The organism is Catellatospora sp. IY07-71, from assembly GCF_018326265.1.
Classification (GTDB): Bacteria; Actinomycetota; Actinomycetes; order Mycobacteriales; family Micromonosporaceae; genus Catellatospora.
On the sequence record NZ_AP023360.1, the window covers coordinates 3,026,241 to 3,045,757 of the forward strand.

General features: G+C 74.2%; 20 protein-coding genes. 16 read left to right on the top strand and 4 right to left on the bottom strand.

Features of this window, described 5'->3' with window-relative positions; genetic code table 11:
• Window positions 1–93: 93 nt before the first annotated feature.
• Window positions 94–1,200 carry a sulfite oxidase gene (locus CS0771_RS13760; RefSeq protein ID WP_212841330.1) on the top strand — a complete coding sequence of 369 codons (1,107 nt, stop codon included), beginning with the start codon at window positions 94–96 and terminating at the stop codon, window positions 1,198–1,200.
• A gap of 174 nt (window positions 1,201–1,374) precedes the next feature.
• Here CS0771_RS13760 and CS0771_RS13765 read toward each other — a convergent pair whose 3' ends face one another.
• The 3 genes from CS0771_RS13765 to CS0771_RS13775 all read right to left on the bottom strand — a co-directional run bounded on the left by CS0771_RS13765 (window position 1,375) and on the right by CS0771_RS13775 (window position 5,607).
• On the bottom strand, window positions 1,375–3,429 hold the full coding sequence (locus CS0771_RS13765) for an MMPL family transporter (RefSeq protein ID WP_212841331.1): 2,055 nt from the start codon (window positions 3,427–3,429) through the stop codon (window positions 1,375–1,377).
• 223 nt (window positions 3,430–3,652) lie between these two features.
• Window positions 3,653–4,303, bottom strand: coding sequence for a response regulator transcription factor (locus CS0771_RS13770; RefSeq protein WP_212841332.1), 651 nt, complete (start codon window positions 4,301–4,303; stop codon window positions 3,653–3,655).
• A complete protein-coding gene (locus CS0771_RS13775; RefSeq protein WP_212841333.1) occupies window positions 4,300–5,607 on the bottom strand; it encodes a sensor histidine kinase in 1,308 nt (435 codons plus the stop codon). Before CS0771_RS13775 ends, CS0771_RS13770 begins: the two co-directional genes overlap by 4 nt.
• Window positions 5,608–5,773: 166 nt before the next feature.
• On the opposite strand from CS0771_RS13775, the gene CS0771_RS13780 reads away from it, so the two are divergent.
• Entirely contained in the window at window positions 5,774–6,034 is a 261-nt protein-coding gene (locus CS0771_RS13780) for a Prokaryotic metallothionein (RefSeq protein ID WP_203749824.1), read from the top strand.
• Window positions 6,035–6,218: 184 nt separating this feature from the next.
• Window positions 6,219–6,419 carry a hypothetical protein gene (locus CS0771_RS13785; protein ID WP_203749827.1) on the top strand — a complete coding sequence of 67 codons (201 nt, stop codon included), beginning with the start codon at window positions 6,219–6,221 and terminating at the stop codon, window positions 6,417–6,419.
• A 317-nt stretch (window positions 6,420–6,736) separates the two neighbouring features.
• Here the strand turns inward: CS0771_RS13785 and CS0771_RS13790 are convergent, their stop codons facing one another.
• Window positions 6,737–7,972: a cytochrome P450 gene (locus CS0771_RS13790; protein WP_212841334.1), complete on the bottom strand. Its 1,236-nt coding sequence runs from the start codon at window positions 7,970–7,972 to the stop codon at window positions 6,737–6,739.
• A gap of 333 nt (window positions 7,973–8,305) precedes the next feature.
• On the opposite strand from CS0771_RS13790, the gene CS0771_RS13795 reads away from it, so the two are divergent.
• From CS0771_RS13795 to CS0771_RS13855, 13 genes are all read left to right on the top strand, one after another.
• Window positions 8,306–8,902, top strand: a complete 597-nt coding sequence (locus tag CS0771_RS13795) for a hypothetical protein (RefSeq protein WP_212841335.1) — start codon at window positions 8,306–8,308, stop codon at window positions 8,900–8,902.
• The gene (locus CS0771_RS13800; RefSeq protein WP_212841336.1) at window positions 8,896–9,834 is read left to right on the top strand and encodes a hypothetical protein; all 939 of its coding nucleotides are present in this window, start codon (window positions 8,896–8,898) and stop codon (window positions 9,832–9,834) included. The genes CS0771_RS13795 and CS0771_RS13800 overlap by 7 nt, the downstream gene beginning before the upstream one ends.
• Before the next feature lie 55 nt (window positions 9,835–9,889).
• Entirely contained in the window at window positions 9,890–10,570 is a 681-nt protein-coding gene (locus CS0771_RS13805; protein WP_203749839.1) for an SAF domain-containing protein, read from the top strand.
• A gap of 25 nt (window positions 10,571–10,595) precedes the next feature.
• A complete protein-coding gene (locus tag CS0771_RS13810; protein WP_212841337.1) occupies window positions 10,596–11,375 on the top strand; it encodes a ParA family protein in 780 nt (259 codons plus the stop codon).
• A complete protein-coding gene (locus CS0771_RS13815; RefSeq protein WP_212841338.1) occupies window positions 11,372–12,868 on the top strand; it encodes a CpaF family protein in 1,497 nt (498 codons plus the stop codon). The genes CS0771_RS13810 and CS0771_RS13815 overlap by 4 nt, the downstream gene beginning before the upstream one ends.
• Complete coding sequence (locus CS0771_RS13820; RefSeq protein ID WP_212841339.1) at window positions 12,865–13,782, top strand: type II secretion system F family protein; 918 nt, start codon at window positions 12,865–12,867, stop codon at window positions 13,780–13,782. The genes CS0771_RS13815 and CS0771_RS13820 overlap by 4 nt, the downstream gene beginning before the upstream one ends.
• Complete coding sequence (locus CS0771_RS13825) at window positions 13,779–14,678, top strand: type II secretion system F family protein (protein ID WP_239125957.1); 900 nt, start codon at window positions 13,779–13,781, stop codon at window positions 14,676–14,678. Before CS0771_RS13820 ends, CS0771_RS13825 begins: the two co-directional genes overlap by 4 nt.
• A gap of 12 nt (window positions 14,679–14,690) precedes the next feature.
• Window positions 14,691–14,888, top strand: coding sequence for a hypothetical protein (locus CS0771_RS13830; RefSeq protein ID WP_212841340.1), 198 nt, complete (start codon window positions 14,691–14,693; stop codon window positions 14,886–14,888).
• 9 nt (window positions 14,889–14,897) lie between these two features.
• Window positions 14,898–15,317, top strand: coding sequence for a TadE family protein (locus CS0771_RS13835; RefSeq protein ID WP_212841341.1), 420 nt, complete (start codon window positions 14,898–14,900; stop codon window positions 15,315–15,317).
• Window positions 15,314–15,742 carry a TadE family protein gene (locus CS0771_RS13840; RefSeq protein ID WP_212841342.1) on the top strand — a complete coding sequence of 143 codons (429 nt, stop codon included), beginning with the start codon at window positions 15,314–15,316 and terminating at the stop codon, window positions 15,740–15,742. The genes CS0771_RS13835 and CS0771_RS13840 overlap by 4 nt, the downstream gene beginning before the upstream one ends.
• Window positions 15,739–16,143, top strand: coding sequence for a TadE/TadG family type IV pilus assembly protein (locus tag CS0771_RS13845; protein ID WP_212841343.1), 405 nt, complete (start codon window positions 15,739–15,741; stop codon window positions 16,141–16,143). The genes CS0771_RS13840 and CS0771_RS13845 overlap by 4 nt, the downstream gene beginning before the upstream one ends.
• Before the next feature lie 33 nt (window positions 16,144–16,176).
• The gene (locus CS0771_RS13850; RefSeq protein ID WP_212841344.1) at window positions 16,177–18,378 is read left to right on the top strand and encodes a LysM peptidoglycan-binding domain-containing protein; all 2,202 of its coding nucleotides are present in this window, start codon (window positions 16,177–16,179) and stop codon (window positions 18,376–18,378) included.
• A 92-nt stretch (window positions 18,379–18,470) separates the two neighbouring features.
• Complete coding sequence (locus CS0771_RS13855; RefSeq protein ID WP_212841345.1) at window positions 18,471–19,490, top strand: hypothetical protein; 1,020 nt, start codon at window positions 18,471–18,473, stop codon at window positions 19,488–19,490.
• The last annotated feature ends 27 nt before the right edge of the window (window positions 19,491–19,517 follow it).

The window sequence follows — 19,517 nt, forward strand, 5'->3', positions numbered from 1 at the left end:
GAAGGGCACCTTCTTATCGCTTTCCGTAGAAGAAGGTGCCCTTCTTAACCAGGCCGGGTCGTGCGCGCGCCGGGGAGGCGGGATGCTGGTCGGGTGGACCTCACCCTGAGCGACGTCAGCCGTCCCGGCCGCCTGGCCGCACCCGACGAGGGCATCAGCGCCGAGGAGCTGGCGCTGGCCGCGCGCAACCACGGCATGCCGCTGGAGGCGCTGCGCTACGACGTGACCCCGGCCGGCCTGCACTACCTGCTGATCCACTACGACATCCCGTACGCCGAGGAGGCGTCCTGGCGGGTCGCGGTCGACGGCCTGGTCGGCACGCCGCTGGAGCTGGACCTGGCAACGCTGCGCGCGCTGCCCCGCCGCACGGTCCGGGTGACCATGGAGTGCGCCGGCAACGGCCGTGCCCGGCTGCTGCCGCGCCCGGTCAGCCAGCCGTGGCTGGTCGAGGCGGTGGGCACGGCGGAGTGGACCGGCGTCGCGCTGCGCGACGTGCTCGCGGCGGCCGGGGTGGACCCGGCGGCGGTCGAGGTCGTGTTCACCGGGGCCGATCACGGCGTCGAGCGCGGGGTCGAGCAGGACTACCAGCGCAGCCTGCCGGTGCGCGAGGCGCTGGGCGAGGACGTGCTGCTCGCGTACGAGATGAACGGCGCGCCGCTGCTGCCGCAGCACGGGTTTCCGCTGCGGCTGGTGGTGCCCGGCTGGTACGGCATGGCGCACGTGAAGTGGCTGCGGCAGATCACGCTCACGGCGACGCCGTTCACCGGGTTCCAGCAGGTGGTGGCGTACCGGATGCGGCAGAGCGCGGACGATCCGGGCGAGCCGGTGACCCGGATCGCGCCGCGGGCGCTGCTGGCCCCGCCCGGGTTCCCGGACTTCATGTCCCGGGCGCGCGTGGTGCGTCCCGGGCCGGTGCTGCTGGAAGGCCGGGCCTGGTCGGGCCGGGCGCCGGTGGAGTCGATCGAGGTCAGCGTGGACGGCGGCGAGACGTGGGCGGCGGCGGAGCTGGCACCGGCCGACGGGCACCGGTGGGCGTGGCGGCGCTTCACGTACGCCTGGGACGCGGTGCCCGGGCAGCACCTGCTGACGGCCCGCGCCACGGACGCCGAGGGCGGCGTGCAGCCGGTGGACCAGCCCTGGAATCGGGGCGGCTTCGCCAACAACGCGGTCCAGCTCGTCCCCGTCGCCTGCCTGGACTGATCGCGGTCGCTTCGCTCGGCTTCGCCGCACCCGGCCGCACTACCACCGCCCCGCCGTCGATCTTGCACGAACTGTTAGGGATTTGTCCGATAGGGGCGTGTCATCCCCACAGTTCGCGCAAGATCGACGCCGCGGGCGGGGCGCCGCGGGCGGGTGCCCCGGGGCGGGGTGGGGTCAGGGGCGGGAGGGCCACCAGGCGCGGGGGCCGGTGTGGTGGATCAGGGCGGGGACGAGCAGGGAGCGGACCACGAAGGTGTCCAAAAGGACGCCGAGGCCGACGAGGATGCCGACCTGCATCATGAAGACGATCGGCATCAGGGACAGGACCGCGAAGGTGGCCGCCAGGACGACGCCGGCGCTGGTGATGACGCCGCCGGTGACGGCCAGCGCGTGGGACATGCCCCGGTGGTGGCCGAGCGCGGCGCTCTCCTCACGGGCCCGGGTCATCAGGAAGATGGTGTAGTCGACGCCCAGCGCGACCAGGAACAGGAAGCCGTGCAGCAGCACGGACCGGTCGATCGCGGGGAAGCCGATGGCGTGGAACACCAGCGCCGAGGCGCCCAGCGCCGCCCCGAACGACAGCAGCACGCTGGCCAGCAGCAGCAACGGCGCGACCAGCGCGCGCAGCAGCACGATCAGCACACCGAGCACCACCACCAGGATCAGCGGGATGATCAGGCGCAGGTCGGCGTCCATGGTGGTGTTCTGGTCGAGTTCCTGCGCGGTCGCGCCGCCGACCAGGGCGGACGGGTCGGCTTCGCGGGCCGTCTCGCGCAGCCGCAGCACGGTCTGCTCGGCCCGGTCGCTGGACGGCGGGTCGGCCAGCACGATGCGCAGCCGGGTCCAGCCGCCCGCGACCGACGGCTCGGCGGGGCCGACCTCGGCGACGCCGGGCAGCGCGCGTACGGCGGCGGCGACCGCGTCGGCGTGCCGGGTGTTCGCGTACAGCTCGGTCGGGTCGCCGGCCCCGGCGGGGTAGTGCGCGGCGAGCGCCTCGAAGCCGCGCACCGAATCGGGCTTGCTGGTGAAGGACTCGCTCTGGCGTACGCCGGTGGTCAGGGTGGTGGCGCCGAGGCTGAGTGCGGCCAGCCCGAGCGCGGTGAGGATCCAGATCGGGCGGTAGTGCCGGGCGACGAACCCGGCGGTGCGCGCCCAGGGCCCGGGCCTGCGGTCCGGCACGGGCTCGGTGCGCACCGCGGGGATCAGCGGCCAGAACACGCGACGGCCGCAGATCACCAGCAGCGCGGGCAGCAGGGTGGTCATGGCCAGCAGGGCGGAGAGGATGCCGAGCGCGGCGACCGGGCCCAGGCCGCGGGTGGAGTTGAGCCCGGCGAAGAGCAGCGTGAGCAGGGCCAGGATCACGGTCACGGCGGAAGCGATGATCGCGGGCAGGCTGTGCCGCAGCGCCAGGCGCATGGCGTGGCGGTGGTCGGCGTGCCGGGTCAGCTCCTCGCGGTAGCGGGAGATCAGCAGCAGCGCGTAGTCGGTGCCCGCGCCGAAGACGAGCACGGTGAGGATGCCCGCGCTGGCCCCGTTGACGACCAGGCCGAGGTGCTCGGCCCCGAGCTGCACCAGCCATTCGGCGAGGCGGCTGGCCACGCCGACGGCGAACAGCGGGATCAGCAGCAGCACCGGGCTGCGGTAGGTGAGCAGCAGCAGGACGGCGACCACGCCGACGGTCACCGCCAGCAGCGTGATGTCGAGGGAGTCGAACGCGGCGTCGAAGTCCGCCCCGGCGGCCGGGCCGCCGGTGACCCAGGCGCCCAGCCCGGCGGGCAGGCCGTCGGCCTGCGCTTCGCGTACCTGCGCCAGCACCGGCCCGATCGCCTCCTCGGCCGCCTGCGCCGGGCTCAGCGGCACGGCGAGCAGCAGGGCGGCCCCGTCCCGCGACGGGACCGGCTCCGGGATCGGGCCCGCGGCCAGGGCGGCCAGCGCGGTGGCGTCGGCGGTCGCGGCGGCGCGGTCGGCGTCGGTCAGGCCGCCGTCGCGGGCGTACACCAGCAGTAGCTGGTCGGGTTCGGCGGCGGGGAACTCGGCGGTGGCCAGTTCCAGCGCGCGGGTGGACTCGGCGGCGGCGGGCAGCCAGGAGCTGACGTCGTTGGTCTCCACGTCGCCGAGGTTCGTGAACATGACGGCGCAGACGGCGACGAGCAGCCAGCCGGTCAGCAGGGACCAGGCGGTGCGGCGGCCGGCGGGCGCGGTGGAGATCCGCTGCCAGACGGTGGGCATGGAACGGCCTTCCTGTTCGGGTCGAGGTCCCGCCCAGGCTCGCCGCCGAGCCCCGTCGCGCGCGTCACCTCCAGCGCGTATCCGCCCCTACGCACCCGCGCGGCCCACCCACCCGCGCGCCGCGCCGCGCCGCGCGTGCCCCGCCCAAGATCGCGCAACTTGCCTGGCACATGGGGGAATGCGGCTCAAGATACGCCCGTCTGCCCGGCAAGTCGGACGATCTTCAGCGGGGGATGGGTACGCCGGACTGGTAGGCGATGACCACGAGCTGGGCGCGGTCGCGCGCGCCGAGTTTGATCAGGGCGCGGCTGACGTGGGTGCGCACCGTGGCGGGGCTGACCACGAGACCGGCCGCGATCTCGTCGTTGGACAGGCCGGTGGCGACCCAGCCGACGATCTCCCGTTCCCGCTCGGTGAGCAGATGCAGATCAGGGTGTACGCGCAGCGGCGGCGCCGCGCCGGGTGCCGCGCCGAACCGCTCGATCACCCGGCGGGTGACCGCGGGCGAGAGCAGCGAGTCGCCGTTCGCCACCACCCGGATCGCGCGCAGCAGCTCGGCGGGCTCGGCGTCCTTGGTGAGGAAGCCGGAGGCCCCCGCCCGCAGCGCCTCGAACACGTACTCGTCCAGTTCGAACGTGGTGAGCACGATGACGCGGGTGGGGCCGTCGAGGCGGCGCAGCACCTCCAGCCCGTCCAGCCGTGGCATGCGGATGTCGAGCAGCAGCACGTCCGGCTGCCGGGCGGCGACCAGGTCGAGCGCGGCGGCGCCGTCCTCGGCCTCCCCGACCAGCTCCAGGTCGGGTTCGCAGTCGATGAGCGTGCGCATGGCCAGCCGCAGCAGCGCCTGGTCGTCGGCGAGCGCGACCCTGATCATGCGGCGGCCCCGGCGGCTTCGGCCGATCGTGCGGGTTCGGCGGCAGGTCCCCGATCAGGCTCGCCTTGGCGCACCGGTCTCGGGTCGGGTGCGGGCCGGCGCCCGGGGTCGGAGGTGGGGTTCGGGTCTGATCCGGCCAGGTGCGCGGGTCTGGGGGCAGGTTCCGGGTCGCGTCGTGCCGGGCAGGGGAGCGCGGCGTGGACCTGGAAGCCGCCGCCGGGGAGCGGTCCGGCGGTCAGCGTGCCGGACAGGGCGCGGGCGCGTTCGCGCATGCTGTCCAGGCCGGAGCCGCCGGGCTGGGGGGCGCCGCCGCGGCCGTCGTCGGTGACGGTCAGCTCGACGCCGTCCGGGGTGTAGGCGAGCACGACCGCGGCCCGGCGCGCCCCGGCGTGGCGCAGCACGTTGGTCAGCGCCTCCTGGGCGATCCGGAAGGCGGCGAGGTCGGCGGCGGGCGGCACGGGCCGGGCCGTCCCGGTGACCGTGAGCTCGACCGCGAGCCGCTCGGAGCGGGTGGCCGCGACCAGACCGGGCAGCAGGGAGAGCCCGGCGGCGGGCCGGTCGGGCGCGGCGACCGCGCCGGTGAACGTGGACAGGGCGACCCGCAGCTCGTCCAGGGCGGCGGTGCTGGTCTGGCGGATGGCCCGCAGCGACTCCTCCACCTGCGGCGCGCCCGGCCGGCGGCTGAGCACGTGCAGGGCGGCGCCGGCGTTCATGCTGATCACGGCCAGGCTGTGCCCGACGACGTCGTGCACCTCCTGGGCCATGCGCAGGCGCTCCTCGTACGCGTGGCGGCGGCGCTCCTCGACCAGCGTCTGCTCCAGGCCCTCGCGCCGCAGCCGCACCGCGATGCCGGTGACCAGCGGGGTGGCCAGCCAGAACGAGGTGGTGACCAGGTTGAAGAACAGCCCGTCCGGCTCCCGCTCGACCCAGGCGCTCAGGCCCAGGTAGCAGGCGATCATCAGCGCGGTGACCGGCACGGCGTGGCGTGCGGGCCGCCAGGCGGCCAGGGCGTACACGGCGAACATGACGTACGCGAAGACAGGGCCGTACGGATACCCGGCGTGGATGAACACGACGACCACGGCGAACGTCACCAGGCAGGTGAGCACGGGCCACCGGCGGCGCACGGCCAGCGCGAGGGCGCCCGCGGCCAGCAGCGCGAAGGCGGTGACGTCCAGGTGCAGGCGCTCCGGCTGCTCACCCTGCGTCGGCAGCGAGCCCGCGACGACGGCCGCCCCGACGACCAGGGCAAGGACGGCGTCATAAAGGCGGGGGCGGGCGGTGAGCCGGTGGAGCAGGTGCACAGGCCGAGGGTACGGACCGCGCTGCTCCAGCCGCATCCGCGCGTGGGCGTACGCACGGCTGCGTACGCCCAGGTGCGGCCCTCTTACAGGGCAAACAGGTCATTTTGCCGCTGACCGGCTGCCGGGCACCCGAGACTGGGAACGAGTCAACCAAGGAGGGGTTGCCATGGGAACGTGCGAGGTCTGCAAGAACGACTACTGGTTGTCGTTCGAGGTGCACACGGCGGGTGGGGCGGTGCACGTGTTCGACTCGTTCGAGTGCGCCGTGCAGATGCTGGCGCCGGTCTGCGAGCACTGCGCTTGCAAGATCATTGGGCACGGGGTGGAGGTGTCCGGGCACTTCTACTGCTGCGCGCACTGCGCCCGCTCCGCCGACGCGCGGGAGGGCTTCAAGATCCGGGACGCGGTGGGCGTACACCCCGGGTGAGGTCGGCCGGAGGCGCCTTCATTTACCGGACGAACCGGTCGTGAAGGCGCCTTCAGTATGTGAAAGTGCAGGTAACGGGCGCGCGCTACCGCCGGGTGGCGGATGTTTCGGCCGCCCCGGTGCCGGAAAGTTGAGGGCACCACGACGAGGTGGGACCACGACGAGCCGAAGCAGGGAGATGAGTATGTACGTCACCGCGGACCACGCGCTGTGCCTGATCGATCAGGCCGTCGCGGCCGGCGAGGACCACCACGGCTCGCTGCGCTCGGCGATCCGCGAGGCGTTCGCCAGCAACGCCCCCGTCGAGCACATCGCCACCCGTGCCCGCACCTCGATCGCGGACGTGCTGAGCGTCGTCAACGAGATGTACGCCCCGGCCTTCTAGACCACACCCGCACCCATCCCACCCCATCCCCACCCATCCCCACCCCATGGCGGCGCCGCCTGGGACATGCCTGGACAACCAGGCGTCGTCCCCGGGCGGCGTCCGTTTTTCCAGTCTCAAGCCGGTAGGAGAGCGGTCGGCCGGCGCGCCCGGGGCGTGCCGGTGTGAAGATCACCGTTTGGTGTCGCTTGGTCAGGTCAGGCCACAGGTTCTGACACGAACCGGCGATCTTGACCGAAGTGGTGGCGGGCGGGAGCGGGCAGCGGGTTAAGAAGGGCACCTTCTTCTACGGAAAACGATAAGAAGGTGCCCTTCCTTCATGCCCAGAGGGCGCGGAGGGGGAGGAGCTTGGCGCCGGTCATGATGCGCGGGTCGTAGGCCTGGACGCCGTCGGCGACGCGGAGGTCGGTGGTGCGGCGGAGCAGGATCTCCATGGCGATGCGCGCCTCCAGGCGGGCCAGCGGGGCGCCGATGCAGAAGTGGATGCCGTGGCCGAAGCTCAGGTGCGGGTTGGGGTTGCGGTCGATGTGGAAGGCGTCGGGCTCGACGAACTGGGCGCCGTCGCGGTTGCCCGAGGCCAGCCAGAGCATGAGCACCTTGCCCGCGGGCACCAGGCGCTGGGCCACGGTGGCGTCGGTGGTGGTGAGCCGGGCCAGGCGCGGGAACGGCGAGCGGTAGCGCAGCACCTCCTCCAGCGCGGCCGGGATGCGCGCGGGGTCGCCGCGCAGCGCGGCGGCGGCCAGCGGGTGCTCGTCCAGGCACAGCACCGTGTTGGTGAGCAGCGTGGTGGTGGTGATGTGCCCGGCGATGAGCAGCACCCCGAGGAAGCCGACGATCTCCTCGTCGGTCAGCTTCTCGCCGTCGACCTCGGCCTTGATGAGCGCGTCGGTGAGGTCGTCGGCAGGGTGGGCGCGCCGGTCGCGGATGTGCGCCAGCAGGTAGTCGATCATGTCGCGGAACCGGGCCCCGGCCTGCTGCATCATCTTCTCGTCCGGGATGGCGGTGTCCGGGACCTGCGCGTCGAGCAGCCCGTCGGCCCAGCGGCGGAAGCGGTCGCGGTCGGCGGCGGGGACGCCGATCAGCTCGGCGATCACGGTCACCGGCAGCGGGTATGCCAGCGCCTGCACCAGGTCGAACTCGCCCTGGCCGGCGACGTCGTCAAGCAGCCGGTTGGTGATGCCGGCGATGCGCGGCGCCAGCTCGGCCACCACGCGCGGGGTGAACGCCTTGCTCACCAGGCGGCGCATCTTGGTGTGCTTCGGCGGATCCATGCGCACGAAGTTGCCCCGGCTGAACAGCTCGATCTCCTCCTGCTTGGGGATCAGCCCGGTCAGGTCGGAGGAGAAGGTCACCGGGTCGGAGAGCACCTTCTCGATGTCGGCGTACCGGAAGACGTGGTAGGCGCCGTAGTGCTCGTCCCAGCTGACCGGGTCGGCCTCGCGCATGTGCCGGAACCAGTCCAGCAGCTCCGGCAGCCGGGCGGTCTGGTCGGCGAATCCCGTACCCCTGCTCGTCGTCACCACGGCGATCACCCCCTGTAGGTAAGTTGTCATCCTATCGCCGGATGATGGCGATTTGACGGTTATCGCATTTCTCCCCGGCTGCCGTATTCGTCGCCGGCTCCGGCCGTCCTTCCCATTTGCGAGTCTCGATGTGAAAGCTGTCTTGTTCAGGACAATCGGTGGACGCTCCAAAACAGATGATCGTGGGATGTAAAGACCGGAACCGTTGTCAAATACTGTCCGTGTGGTTAATGATCACCCCTTGTTATATCGGCATGTTTCGTCGTACGATCGGCCGTCTGGCGCTGGGGGAAGCGCTTGAGCAGCAACGATTTCAAGTAGACGAAAAAGGACTCAGCGGACTCGCCGGGGCGAGGGGGGCGCATGAATCCGTACATCCGAAGAGGACGATCGGCGGCCGCCGCCGTCGCGCTGGCGGCGATCCTGTCGTCGGTCCTGCCCGGCTGCTCCCGCGAGGTGCCCGAGCCGCAGGCGGCGCCGAGCCGCCCGCCGGCCGCCAAGCCGCAGCCCGGCCCGTCGCTCAGCGCCGACGAGCAGCGCTCGGTCGACGCGGCGTGGACGGGTTTCCTCAAGCTCAACAGCATCTATCTCGTCGCCGGTCAGACCGGGAGGTACGACTGGAACGCCGACGCCACCCGGCGGCCGATGTACCCGTACGCGGGCGGCCGCTACATGGCGCTGCTGGAACGCGACCTGGACCTGATGGCCGAGCAGGGGCTGGTCCGCACCGGCCGCCCCACCGTCACGCTGCGCCGGGTGGTCTCGGTCAGCGCCACCTCGATAGTCGTGGAGGCCTGTGTGGACGACGCCGCCGTCGACACCGTCGACCGCAAGACCCGCAAGTCCGTGGCCGCACCCGGCCAGAACCACCGCTACCCGGTGACGCTGCGCGCCGGGCTCTACCCCGACGGCGCCTGGCGCTGGGTGGACTCGCACACCGACCGGGCGGCGTCATGCTGACCCGGCGCGCGCTGACCCGGCTGCTCGGCGGTCTCGCCACGGCCGCCGTCACGCTGACCCTGACCCTGGTCGTCGCGCCGAGCCCGGCGCACGCCGACTACATCTACTGCCCGCCCAACAACGGCCCCTGCATCCTGGTGGTCACCGGCGGCGGAGGCGGCGGCGGAGGCGGCGGCGGGGGAGGTGGCGGCGGGGGCGGCGGCTCGGCGACCTGCGAGCACGAGAGCCTCGGCGTCATCGCCTGCTACCGGCCGGGCATGGGCTGGTTCAACCACGTGGACAGCTGCTACTACAACCGGCTGTCGCTGTCCGACGACGATCCCGTGTGGGGCGGCCACGATCCGGCCAACGGCTTCATGTACGCGGTCTGGTGCTGGGGCGGCCTGTCCGCGGGCTGGCAGCAGGGCACCACGCGCTATCTGACCAGCCCGCCGCCGGGATACGGCGGGATGCCCACGCCCATGGAGCTGGCGGTGCGGGCCATCAATCAGCTCCCCATCACCGGTCCCGACATCAGGACCGCACCGGCCGCGACCGGGGTGGGCCTGGTCGGCCTGCCGGTGTGGATGTGGACGCCGCGCACGGCGCGCACCTGGGGGCCGATCTCGCGGACCGTCTCGGTGCCGGGCCTGTCGGTGACCGCGACCGCGCGGGCGGTGGAGATCCGCTGGCACATGGGTGACGGCCGCACCGTGGTGTGCCGCTCCCCGGGCTCGGCCTACCGCCCGGAGTACGGCAACCGCACGTCGTCCTGCGGCCACAAGTACACCCAGCCCTCGCGCGACCGGTCCGGCGGCAAGTACCGGATCACCGCCGAGACGCTGTGGCGGGTGACCTGGTCCGGCGGCGGCCAGTCCGGCGTGCTGAACCGGGTGCGCGAGTCCGGGCCGGTCTTCCTGCAGATCGACGAGCTGCAGGTGGTCAACTCATGAGCGGTCGGCACCCGGTCCCGCCTGCTCATGGCCAGCAACACGGCGAGGAGAAGGCATGAGCACGACCGCACCCCCGAGGGCACTGCCCGCCGTCCCGATCGCGGTGCCGCGCACCGCGCCCCGCCGCCGCTCGGTGGCCCAGGGCGCGCTGGCCGCGGTGCTCATCATCGTGGGCGCGCTGACCGCCGCGTACGTGGCCCAGCGCATCGGCAGCACGCACGACTTCCTCGCGGTGGCGCGCCCGGTCGGCAAGGGCGCCGAGATCACCCGTGCCGACCTGGTGGTGGTACGGGTGAACGAGGCGGTCGGGCTGCGCCCGGTCGCGGCGCGCGACTCCGGCGACGTGATCGGCAAGCGCGCGGTGATGGCGCTGGTGCCGGGCACCCTCATCACGCTGGAGCAGGTCACCGACACGCCCGTGCCCGCGCCCGGTCACCAGCTGATCGGCCTGGCGCTGGGCGAGGACCGCATGCCGTCGGCGTCGCGGCTGACCGTGGGGGCAAAGGTGCTGCTGGTGGTGGTGCCGAAGAAGGGCGCCGACGACAAGGCGGAGGAGGGGGTGCAGGGCCCCGACCTGGTGCCGCCGCGGACCATCACCGCGACCATCATCAGCATCTCGCCCGGCACCCGCTCCGGCCAGACGGTGATCGACGTCGAGGTGGCCACGGTGGACGCGCCGACGGTGGCCGCGCTGGCCGCCGACGACCGTGTCGTGCTCTCCCTCGACGGCTCGTGAGCGGGCCGCGATGACGCTGATCGCGATGATCTCCGCGAAGGGCTCGCCCGGGGTGTCCACCGCGGCGCTGGCCTTCACGCTGACCTGGCCGGCGCCGGTGCTGCTGGCCGAGTGCGACCCGGCCGGCGGCGACCTGCTGGCGGGTTACCTGGCCCGCTACGAGCTGCCGCCGGACCGGGGCGTGCTGCCGCTGGCCTCCTCGGCGCTGCGCGGCACCGCCGACCAGGACCTGACCGGCAACCTGATCGATCTGGACGCGCCCCGCCAGCAGCGGATGGCGCTGCCGGGGCTGACCGAGCCCGCGCAGAGCGCCTCGCTGAACCTGGCCTGGACCGCGCTGGGCGAGTTCTTCTCCCGGATGACGACGCGGACGGTGCTGGCCGACTGCGGACGGCTGGCCGCCGCGCACCCGCCCTGGTCGCTGCTGGCCCAGGCGGACCTGGTGCTGCTGACGCTGCGCGCGCACTCGCTGCGTACCGTGTCGCCCGCGGTGTCGGCGCTGTCGGCGCTGCGGCGCCAGCTGCCGGAGGGCTTCGTCCAGCAGCACGTCGGCCTGCTGCTCGTCGGCGGCGGCATCGCCTCCCGGGAGATCTCCCGGCACCTGGGCGCGCCGGTGGTGGCGAGCCTGCCGTGGGACCCGCAGACCGCCGCCGCGCTGTGCGGCGACGGCCGGGGACGCCGCCGGGCCCCGCTGATGCGCCACGGCGCGGCCGCGTACGACGCGGTGACCGAGCGGATCGGGGCCCAGCGCATGGACAGCGCGCTGTCGCGCCGCGACACCGAGCAGCTGCCGGTGACGCTGTGACCGCGCCCCGGTTCGTGCCGATCCCGCCCGAGGCCGCCGCCGCGCCGCGGGTCAACGGGCACGCGCGGGTCGCGTACCCGCCGCCGCCCGCGCCGCACGCCGCCGCCGTGCCGGTCGACTACGCGGTGGTCCGCCAGCTGCAGGCCCGGGTCACCGAGACGCTGACCCGCATCCTGGCCGACTCGGCCAACGTGACCGCCGCGCACCGGCGCGAGACCGCCGCCCGGATCGGCCGCGAGGTCATGGCCGACTACGTGGTGGCGATGGCGCACGCGGGCCAGCCGGTGAGCCCGGCGACCGAGCAGGCGCTGCTGGACGCGGTGGTGGCGGGCATGTTCGGGGCCGGTCGGCTGCAGCGGCTGCTGGACGACCCGAAGGTCACCAACGTGCACATCATCGGCTGCGACCAGGTGCTGCTGCACCACGCCGACGGCAGCCGCAGCCGGGGCGAGCCGGTGGCCGACTCCGACGACGAGCTGATCGGCATGCTGCAGGTGCTGGCGATGCGGGTGGCGGCCACCGAGCGCCAGCTCTCGGAGTCCAATCCCGAGCTGGACATGCAGCTGCCCGACGGCTCCCGGATGACGGTGCTCTACAAGGTGTCGCCGCGCCCGGTGGTCTACATCCGCAAGCACAGCCTGTTCACGGCGACGCTGGAGGAGCTGCGCGACCGCTGGGGCATGATCGACCTGCTGCTGTACCGGTTCCTCACCAAGGCGCTGGACGCCGGGGCGAACATCATGATCGCCGGGCTGGCCGCGTCGGGGAAGACCACGCTGCTGCGGGCGCTGGCGCGCACCATCCCGGCCGGGGAGCCGTACATCACCCTGGAGGAGTCGCGGGAGCTGGGCCTGCACGAGACGGTGCACCCCGGCGACGAGAACTGGGTGATCAGCCTGGAGTCCCTGCAGGGGCACGGGGAGTACGACGCCAACGGCAAGCGGCGCGGCGAGAAGACGCTGCACGACATGATGCCGATCACCCAGCGGCTGGGCGTGCGCCGGGTGATCGTCGGCGAGACCCGCGGCCGGGAGATCGTGCCGATGCTGCGCGCGATGACGGTCAGCCGGGGCGCCATGTGCACCATCCACTCCCGCCAGGCCCGCGAGGTGATGGACTCGATCGTGCAGCTGGCCTGCTCGTACGGCAACGACATCGGCGCCGAGCAGGCGCTGCGCATGGCCGCGCAGGGCATCGACCTGATCGTCTACACCTCGGTGGTGGACGAGCGGGCCATCGGCGGCGGCGAGCACCGCTTCGTCTCGCACGTCATCGAGGTGGGCGGCATGCGCGACGGCCGGGTCGTCACCACCACCGTGTTCGGGCCCGGCGCGGACGGCCGCGCGGTGCCCCGGCACCTGCCCGAGCGCATCCGCGACGACCTGATGGACGTGGGCTACGACCCGCGCGAGCTGATCGCGTACATCGAGGCGGGGCCGCACAACCGGGGCTCGTGGACGCGGGAGCTGCACACCAAGCGGGTGCGCTCGTGATCCAGATCCTGGCGGCGCTGGCCGCGCTGGCCGCGGGCGGCGGCATCGTGCTGGCGATCATGTTCGTGGTCGGCACCACCCGCCCGGCCCCACCCCGCTCGGCGTTCTGGGCGGCGGTGCGGCGCATGTGGCAGGGCCAGGGGCGCACGCTGCGGCAGCGGCGCGCTCGGCAGGGCGTGCTGATCCTGGCGGTGGTCGCCGGGGCGGCGGCCTGGCTGGTCACCGGCTGGCCGGTGGGCGGCATCATCGTGGCCCTTGCCATCCCGGGCGTGCCGTGGCTGTTCGCGGCCGCCACCGCGGAGAAGCGGGCGCTCGCCCGGCTGAGCGCGCTGGAGGCGTGGACCCGGCGGGTGGGCGACTACGTGCGCAACGGCATCGGCCTGCAGGCCGCGATCGTGGCCAGCGCGCGCACCGCGCCGCCGCTGCTCGCGCCCGAGGTGCGCACGCTGGCGGCCCGGTTGCAGGCGGGCACCGGCCTGGAGGCGGCGCTGCGGCTGTTCGCCGACGACATCGGCGACCACAGCAGCGACGAGGTGGTGGCGCCGCTCATCATGCAGTCGGCCGACGGCGGCGAGGGCCTCTACCACGCGCTGCTGGACATCGCGAACGGCCTGGCCGAGGAGATCGTGGCGCGGGCGACCGTGGACAGCGAGCGCTCGTCGGCCCGGTTCACCGTGCGCTTCCTGACCGGCACCACCGTGGCGCTGCTCGCCTTCGGGGCGCTGAACTCCGGCTACGCCGCGCCGTACCGCACCCCGCTGGGCCAGGTGATCCTGGCCGTGCTGGCGGCCTTCTACGTGTTCCTGATGCTGTGGATCCGCGGGCTCACCCTGCCCGACCGCATGCCGCGCCTGCTGAGCGCGCAGCGGCGGCAGAGCCGGGCGCCGGAGCGGGCCGAGGCGGTGACGCCGTGACCGTGTTCGCCGGCAACCTGTGGCTCGCGCTGGCCGTCGCGGGCGGCGCCCTGGCCGGGTACGGGGTGTACCTGCTGGCCGCGCTGTTCGTGCCGGCCACCCCGGCGCTCGGCCCGGCGCTGCGGCGGCTGCACCCGACGCTGGCCGCCGACCATCCGGCCGCCGAGCTGCGGGCCGCCGAGGCCGCGGCGGCGCGGGGCGACTGGTACGAGCGGCTCCGGCTGCCGGCCGCCGACCTGGCCATCCTGGACCGCACCGCGCAGGGCCACGTCATGAGCGTGGCGCTGTCGGCGCTGCTCGGGCTGTCGATCCCGGTGCTGGCGACGGTGCTGGCACTGGTCTTCCGGGTCAGCCTGCCGCCCAGTGTGCCGGTCGCCGCGACGCTGCTGTTCGGCCTCGGCTCGGGCGCGCTGGCGCACTACGACATGCGCTCGCGGGCGCGGCTGGCGCGCAAGGAGTTCGCCCGGGCGCTGTGCACGTACGCCACGCTCACGGCGCACCAGGTGCGCTCCGGGCACGGCGCGGTGGAGGCGATGGAGCGCTCGGCGAACATCTGCGACGGCTGGCCGTACACCCGGCTGCGCACCGCGCTGCTGACCGCGCAGCTGCAGATGCGGCCGCCGTGGGACGAGCTGAAGGCGCTGGCGGAGCGGATCGGCGTGGTGGAGCTGACCGGCTTCGCCGACATCATGCGCAGCGCCGGCAACGACGGCGCGCAGGTGTACCAGACGCTGCGCGCCCAGGCGGCGTCGCTGCGCGACCAGATCCGGGTGGCGGCGCTGGAGACGGCGAAGACCAGGACGTCCAAGCTGGACATCCCATCCACCATGATGATCTTGATTCTGCTCGTGCTCGTCGGATATCCCCTGATGACGAGCCTGTTCAGTCAGAACTAGAGAGGAGTCACCATGTCCCTGAAGGTCTACACGGCGCTGGCGGCGCGGCTGCGGGTGCTCACCGACCCGGCGCTGCGCGACCGCGGCGAGGGCCCCATCCCGCACGTCGTCATGATCGCGATGATGGCCGCCGCCGCCATCACCATCGGCGGCCTGATCCTCGCCGTCGGTGAGGACTGGGTCGACCTGATCCCCGACGCGATGCCGTAGGCGGTGCAGGTGGACACGACCGCGATCGCCGGCCGGCCCCGGACGGGCCGGCCGGCGGCGCGCCGTGCGCGCGACCGGGGAGCGGGCACCGTCGAGATGGCGATCATCGCGTTGCCCCTGCTCATCTTCACGTTCCTGGTAGTGCAGGCGGCGCTGGTGTTCTACGCCCGCTCGATCGCGCTCGGCGCGGCCACCCAGGGCGCCAACGCGGCGCGGGTGTACGGCAGCCCGGCCGGCACCGGCGAGTCGAACGCCCGCGACTTCCTGGAGCGGATCGGGGTCGGGCTGGAGGACCCGGTGATCAACGTGCGCACCGGCGCCGAGAGCGTCACCGTGACCGTCACCGGCCGGGCGACGAGCATCCTCCCGCTGGTCAGCTTCGAGGTGGAGCAGAGCGCCAGCGGGCCCGTGGAGAGGTTCATCCCGTGACGAGCACACCGCGCGACCGGGGGTCGGCCAGCATCGAACTGGCCATCCTCGTCCCCGTCGTGCTCGTGTTCTTCATCGGCGTCATCATCGCCGGGCGCTTCAGCATGGCCCGGCAGGCCACCGAGGCCGCGGCGTACAACGCGGCGCGTACGGCCAGCCTGTCCGGCACCGCCGCGACGGCGGCCAGCCGCGGCCGGGACGCGGCGGCGGCCTCGTTCGCCGCCGAGGGCATCACCTGCCGCACGCTCACCGTGACCGTGGACACCAGGGGCTTCTCCGTCCCGGTCGGCCAGCCCGCCACGGTGACCGTCCGGCTCACCTGCGAGGCGGAGTTCGCCGACATCGCGCTGCCGGGCATGCCGGGCAGCGCCCGGCTCACCTCCGAGTTCACCAGCCCGCTCGACACCTACCGGAGCCGGACATGATCAGGGACGACCGCGGCAAGGTCACCATCTTCGTGGCGATCATCGCGCCCGCCTGGATCGCGATGCTCGGCCTGGTCATCGTCGGCGGCGGGCGGGTGCGCGCGTACCAGCGCGCCGACAACGTGGCCGCCGAGGCCGCCCGCACCGCCGGGCAGGCCATCGCCCCCGGCAGCGCCATCCAGGGCGGCCGCAAGGTGATCGATCCGGCCCTGGCCGCCACGGCCGCCCAGGCGTACCTCGACGCGGTCGGCGCCACCGGCACCGTGACCGTCTCACCCGACGGCCAGCAGGTCACCGTCGTCGCGACGATCCGCTACGACAACCCGACCCACCTGGAATTCCTCGACGGTCCCACCTGGACGGCCACCGGCCAGGCGACCGCGACCATCCTCATCGGCTAGACCCCGCGCGGCGACACGGAAAGGGCGGAGACCATGACAGACGTCCGGCGCACCCGGCCCCACTGGACGTTGCGCCTGCTCACCGGGCTGGCGTCGCTGATCGCGCTCACCGCGGTCGTCGGCGGCGTGCCGGTGGCGCTGGTGAAGTTCGCGGGCAACCCGCTGCCCCGCCACGTCCCGACCCTGGACGAGCTGGGCACCCTGCTGACCTCGCCCGACAACGGCGACCTGTTCCTGCGGGCGCTGGCGATCGCCGGCTGGATCGCCTGGGCGACGTTCACGCTCAGCGTCCTGGTGGAGATCGTCGCGCGGCTGCGCGGTCGCCGCGCGATCCGGCTGCCCGGCCTCGGCCTCCAGCAGCGCGTCGCGGCGGGCCTGGTGGGCGCCCTGGTCGCGGTGTTCGCCGGGGCCAACCTGGCCGCCGCCGCCGCGCTGCCCGCCCCCGCGCCGCTGCGCGCCATCGCCAGCGTGCCCGTCGCCGCGGCCCCCGCCGTGGTGCGGGGTGACATCTCGCCGTGGGCCAGCCCCGACACGGCCACCTGGGCCGCGCCGCCGGTCGCCCGCGACACCGCCGTATGGGCCGCGCCCGCCGCTCCGGCCGTGGCCCCGGTGCCGCCGTACACCGCCGTCGCGGGCGCCCCCGTGGCGCATGCCGCGACCGCCGCCGTCCGGCAGGCCCCGGCCCCGGTCCGCCAGCGCGTCGAGCGCCCGGTGTACGTGGTGAAGAAGGGCGACTACCTCGGCTGCATCGCCGAGCGCTTCACCGGTGACTTCGACCGCTACCACCAGCTCGCCGCGCTGAACCCGAAGCTGATCAAGAACCCGGACCACATCGAACCCGGCTGGCGCATCGTGCTGCCCGTCGACGCGTACGACCACGGCGCCATCCGCCACGCCACCGGCCGCCTGCTGCTGCCCGCGGTGCCGGAGACGCCGCCCGCTCCGCCGCCGCCCGCGCCGGAGCAGCCCACGCCGCCGCCCAGCCCGTCCCCGGTCGCGCCGTCGGCCAGCCCGGTCGCGCCGAGCCCGGCCGCGTCGACCCCGGCCGCGTCGCCGTCCGGGGTGGAGACCCCGCCCGGCGTCGTGGTGCCCGGAGCAGCGCCCAGGCCGGAGCCGATCCCGCTGGACGAGACCGACCCGGGCCTCGGGCAGACCAAGGTGCTCGCCGCGGGCGCCGGGCTGGCCCTGGCCACCGTGCTCGCGGGCCACCTCGTGGTGCGCCGCCGCATCCGCCGCCTGCACCGGCTGCGGGTGGGCCGGCGGCGCGGCGTGGGCGGGCTGCGTACCCCCGTGCGCCCGGCCCGGCCGCCGCGGCACCGCGCCGCCGAGCGGCTCGATGCCGGGCTGCGCCAGCTCACCGCGGGCCTGCGCGGGCGCGCTCCGTGGGAGATGCCCGACATCGCCGCGGCCTGGGAGCACGGCGGCGACCTGGCCATCATCCTGGCCGCGCCGTGCGCCGACCCGCCGGAGCCGTTCGACATGCAGTGGCCCAACACCTGGTCGCTGGCCGGCTCGGCCTGGCTGCCGGACCGGGTGGACACGCCGTCGCTGCTGCCCGGCCTGCTGAAGATCGGCGTCTGGCCGCAGGGCGGCGAGCTGTTCGTCGACGGCGAGCGGACCGGCCTGCTGACCCTGTGCGGTGACCCGCAGCGCTGCGACGACCTGCTGCGCTACCTCGCCGCGGAGGCCGCGACGGCGAGCTGGGCCGACGGCGCGGCGGTGACCGTGGCGGGGCTGAGCGGCGCGGACCTGCGCGCGCTCGGCTCGCTCAGCGACCGGGTGCGGGCCAGCTCCTCGGTCAGCGACGCGCTGGCCCGGATCAGCCGCCGGGCCGCGGCCAACGCCGCCGTGCTGCATGACTCGCAGACCGCCGACATGCCCACCGCCCGCGTCAACAACGTCACCGGCGACGCCTGGGGCATCCAGCTGCTGTTCGTCGCCGACCCGTGGGGTGAGCACACCGAGCAACTGCGCGACCTGGACGCGCTGCTGGCCGACCTCGGCCGGGTCGGCGTGGCCGTGGTCGCGACCCACCCGACCAGCACCCGCTGGTCGGCGACGATCTCCGCCGACGGCGGCGTGCACATGTCGTGGCTCGCCGTCACCGACATCACCGCGTGCGACCTGACCAGCGACCGGCTGGCCGCGCACGTGGCGTCGCTGGCGGAGGCGGCGGAGGCGGCGGCCCGGGTTCCGGTCCAGTCGGGCGGCGGGGCGCGGCACCGGCTGCGCTGACCGGTGTCGTCGTTCCGTCCCCGGGTGGACCGGCGGCGCGGGCGGTGACTAGGGTCTGCACGTCCGCGTGTCGATGCAGTTCAGGGGGGATCATGGCCGCCGAGGACCGCGCCTCGAGCCGGTTGCGCGTCGGCGGGTGGATTCCCGACGGCGACCCGGCGCAGGCCGAGGTGCCCGAGCCGGATCAGCCGGATGCGCCCGTCCGCGCCGGAGGATCCGCGTGGCAGGCGGACCGCGGTGCCGGTGCGCCCCCGGCGCGGGAGCACCCCGGCGAGGGACACGCGCGACGCCCGACACCCGGGGACGAGAGCGCCTCCCGGCCGGCGGCAACGCCCTGGCCCGCGGATGGCCACGACGGGCGGGCGCGGCAACCGGACGGCGACCGCGGCGAGCCGCGTGGACCGGCCGTCTCGCAGCGGGGGCGGCGCAGACTGGACCGGCCCACCGGCCGGGCGACGCGGCCCGCCGTGCTCGCGGCAGTGGCGACGCTGCTGGTGACGGCCGTGGCAGGAGTCCTCTGGGCAGTCTCCTCCGGCGAGCCGGACTCGCAGGCCGGCGGCCCCGGAACCTTCGCGACCGGAGCGCCCGCCGCGCCGGCGTCCGGCGCGCCCGATGCGACCGGTTCCCCCACGACCGAGGCCACGCCGTCGGTCGCCGCGTCCAGCGCCGCGCCGAGCCTGTCGGCCTCGGCGAAGGCCGCCGCGTTCGGGCCGGTCACCTACGAGGCCGAAGCGCCGGGCAACACCCTGCTGGGCCAGGCCGAGGTGGTCAGCCTGGCGGGCGCCTCCGGCGGCAGGGCGGTGCGTAACCTCGGCGACGGCGCGGGAGCCAAGAAGGACGGCGCGCTGCGATTCAACGCGATCACCGTGCCCGAGGCGGGCACGTACACGCTGACCTTTTACTACGCGCAGGTCGTGGGCCCACATGCGGACCGGGTCACGATCATCGTCGCGGGCGGGGCCACGATCACCGCGACCGTCGGCGGCGGCGGGAGCTGCTGCGCGAGCAAGGCGGTGAGCGTACGGCTGAAGGCGGGCGCCAACGCCGTCACCTTCACCAGCACCGGCGGCCCGGCGCCCGCGATCGACCGCGTGGTCGTCCGGCGGGCCTGACCGCCCCGCCCGGGGCGCTACGGTGGG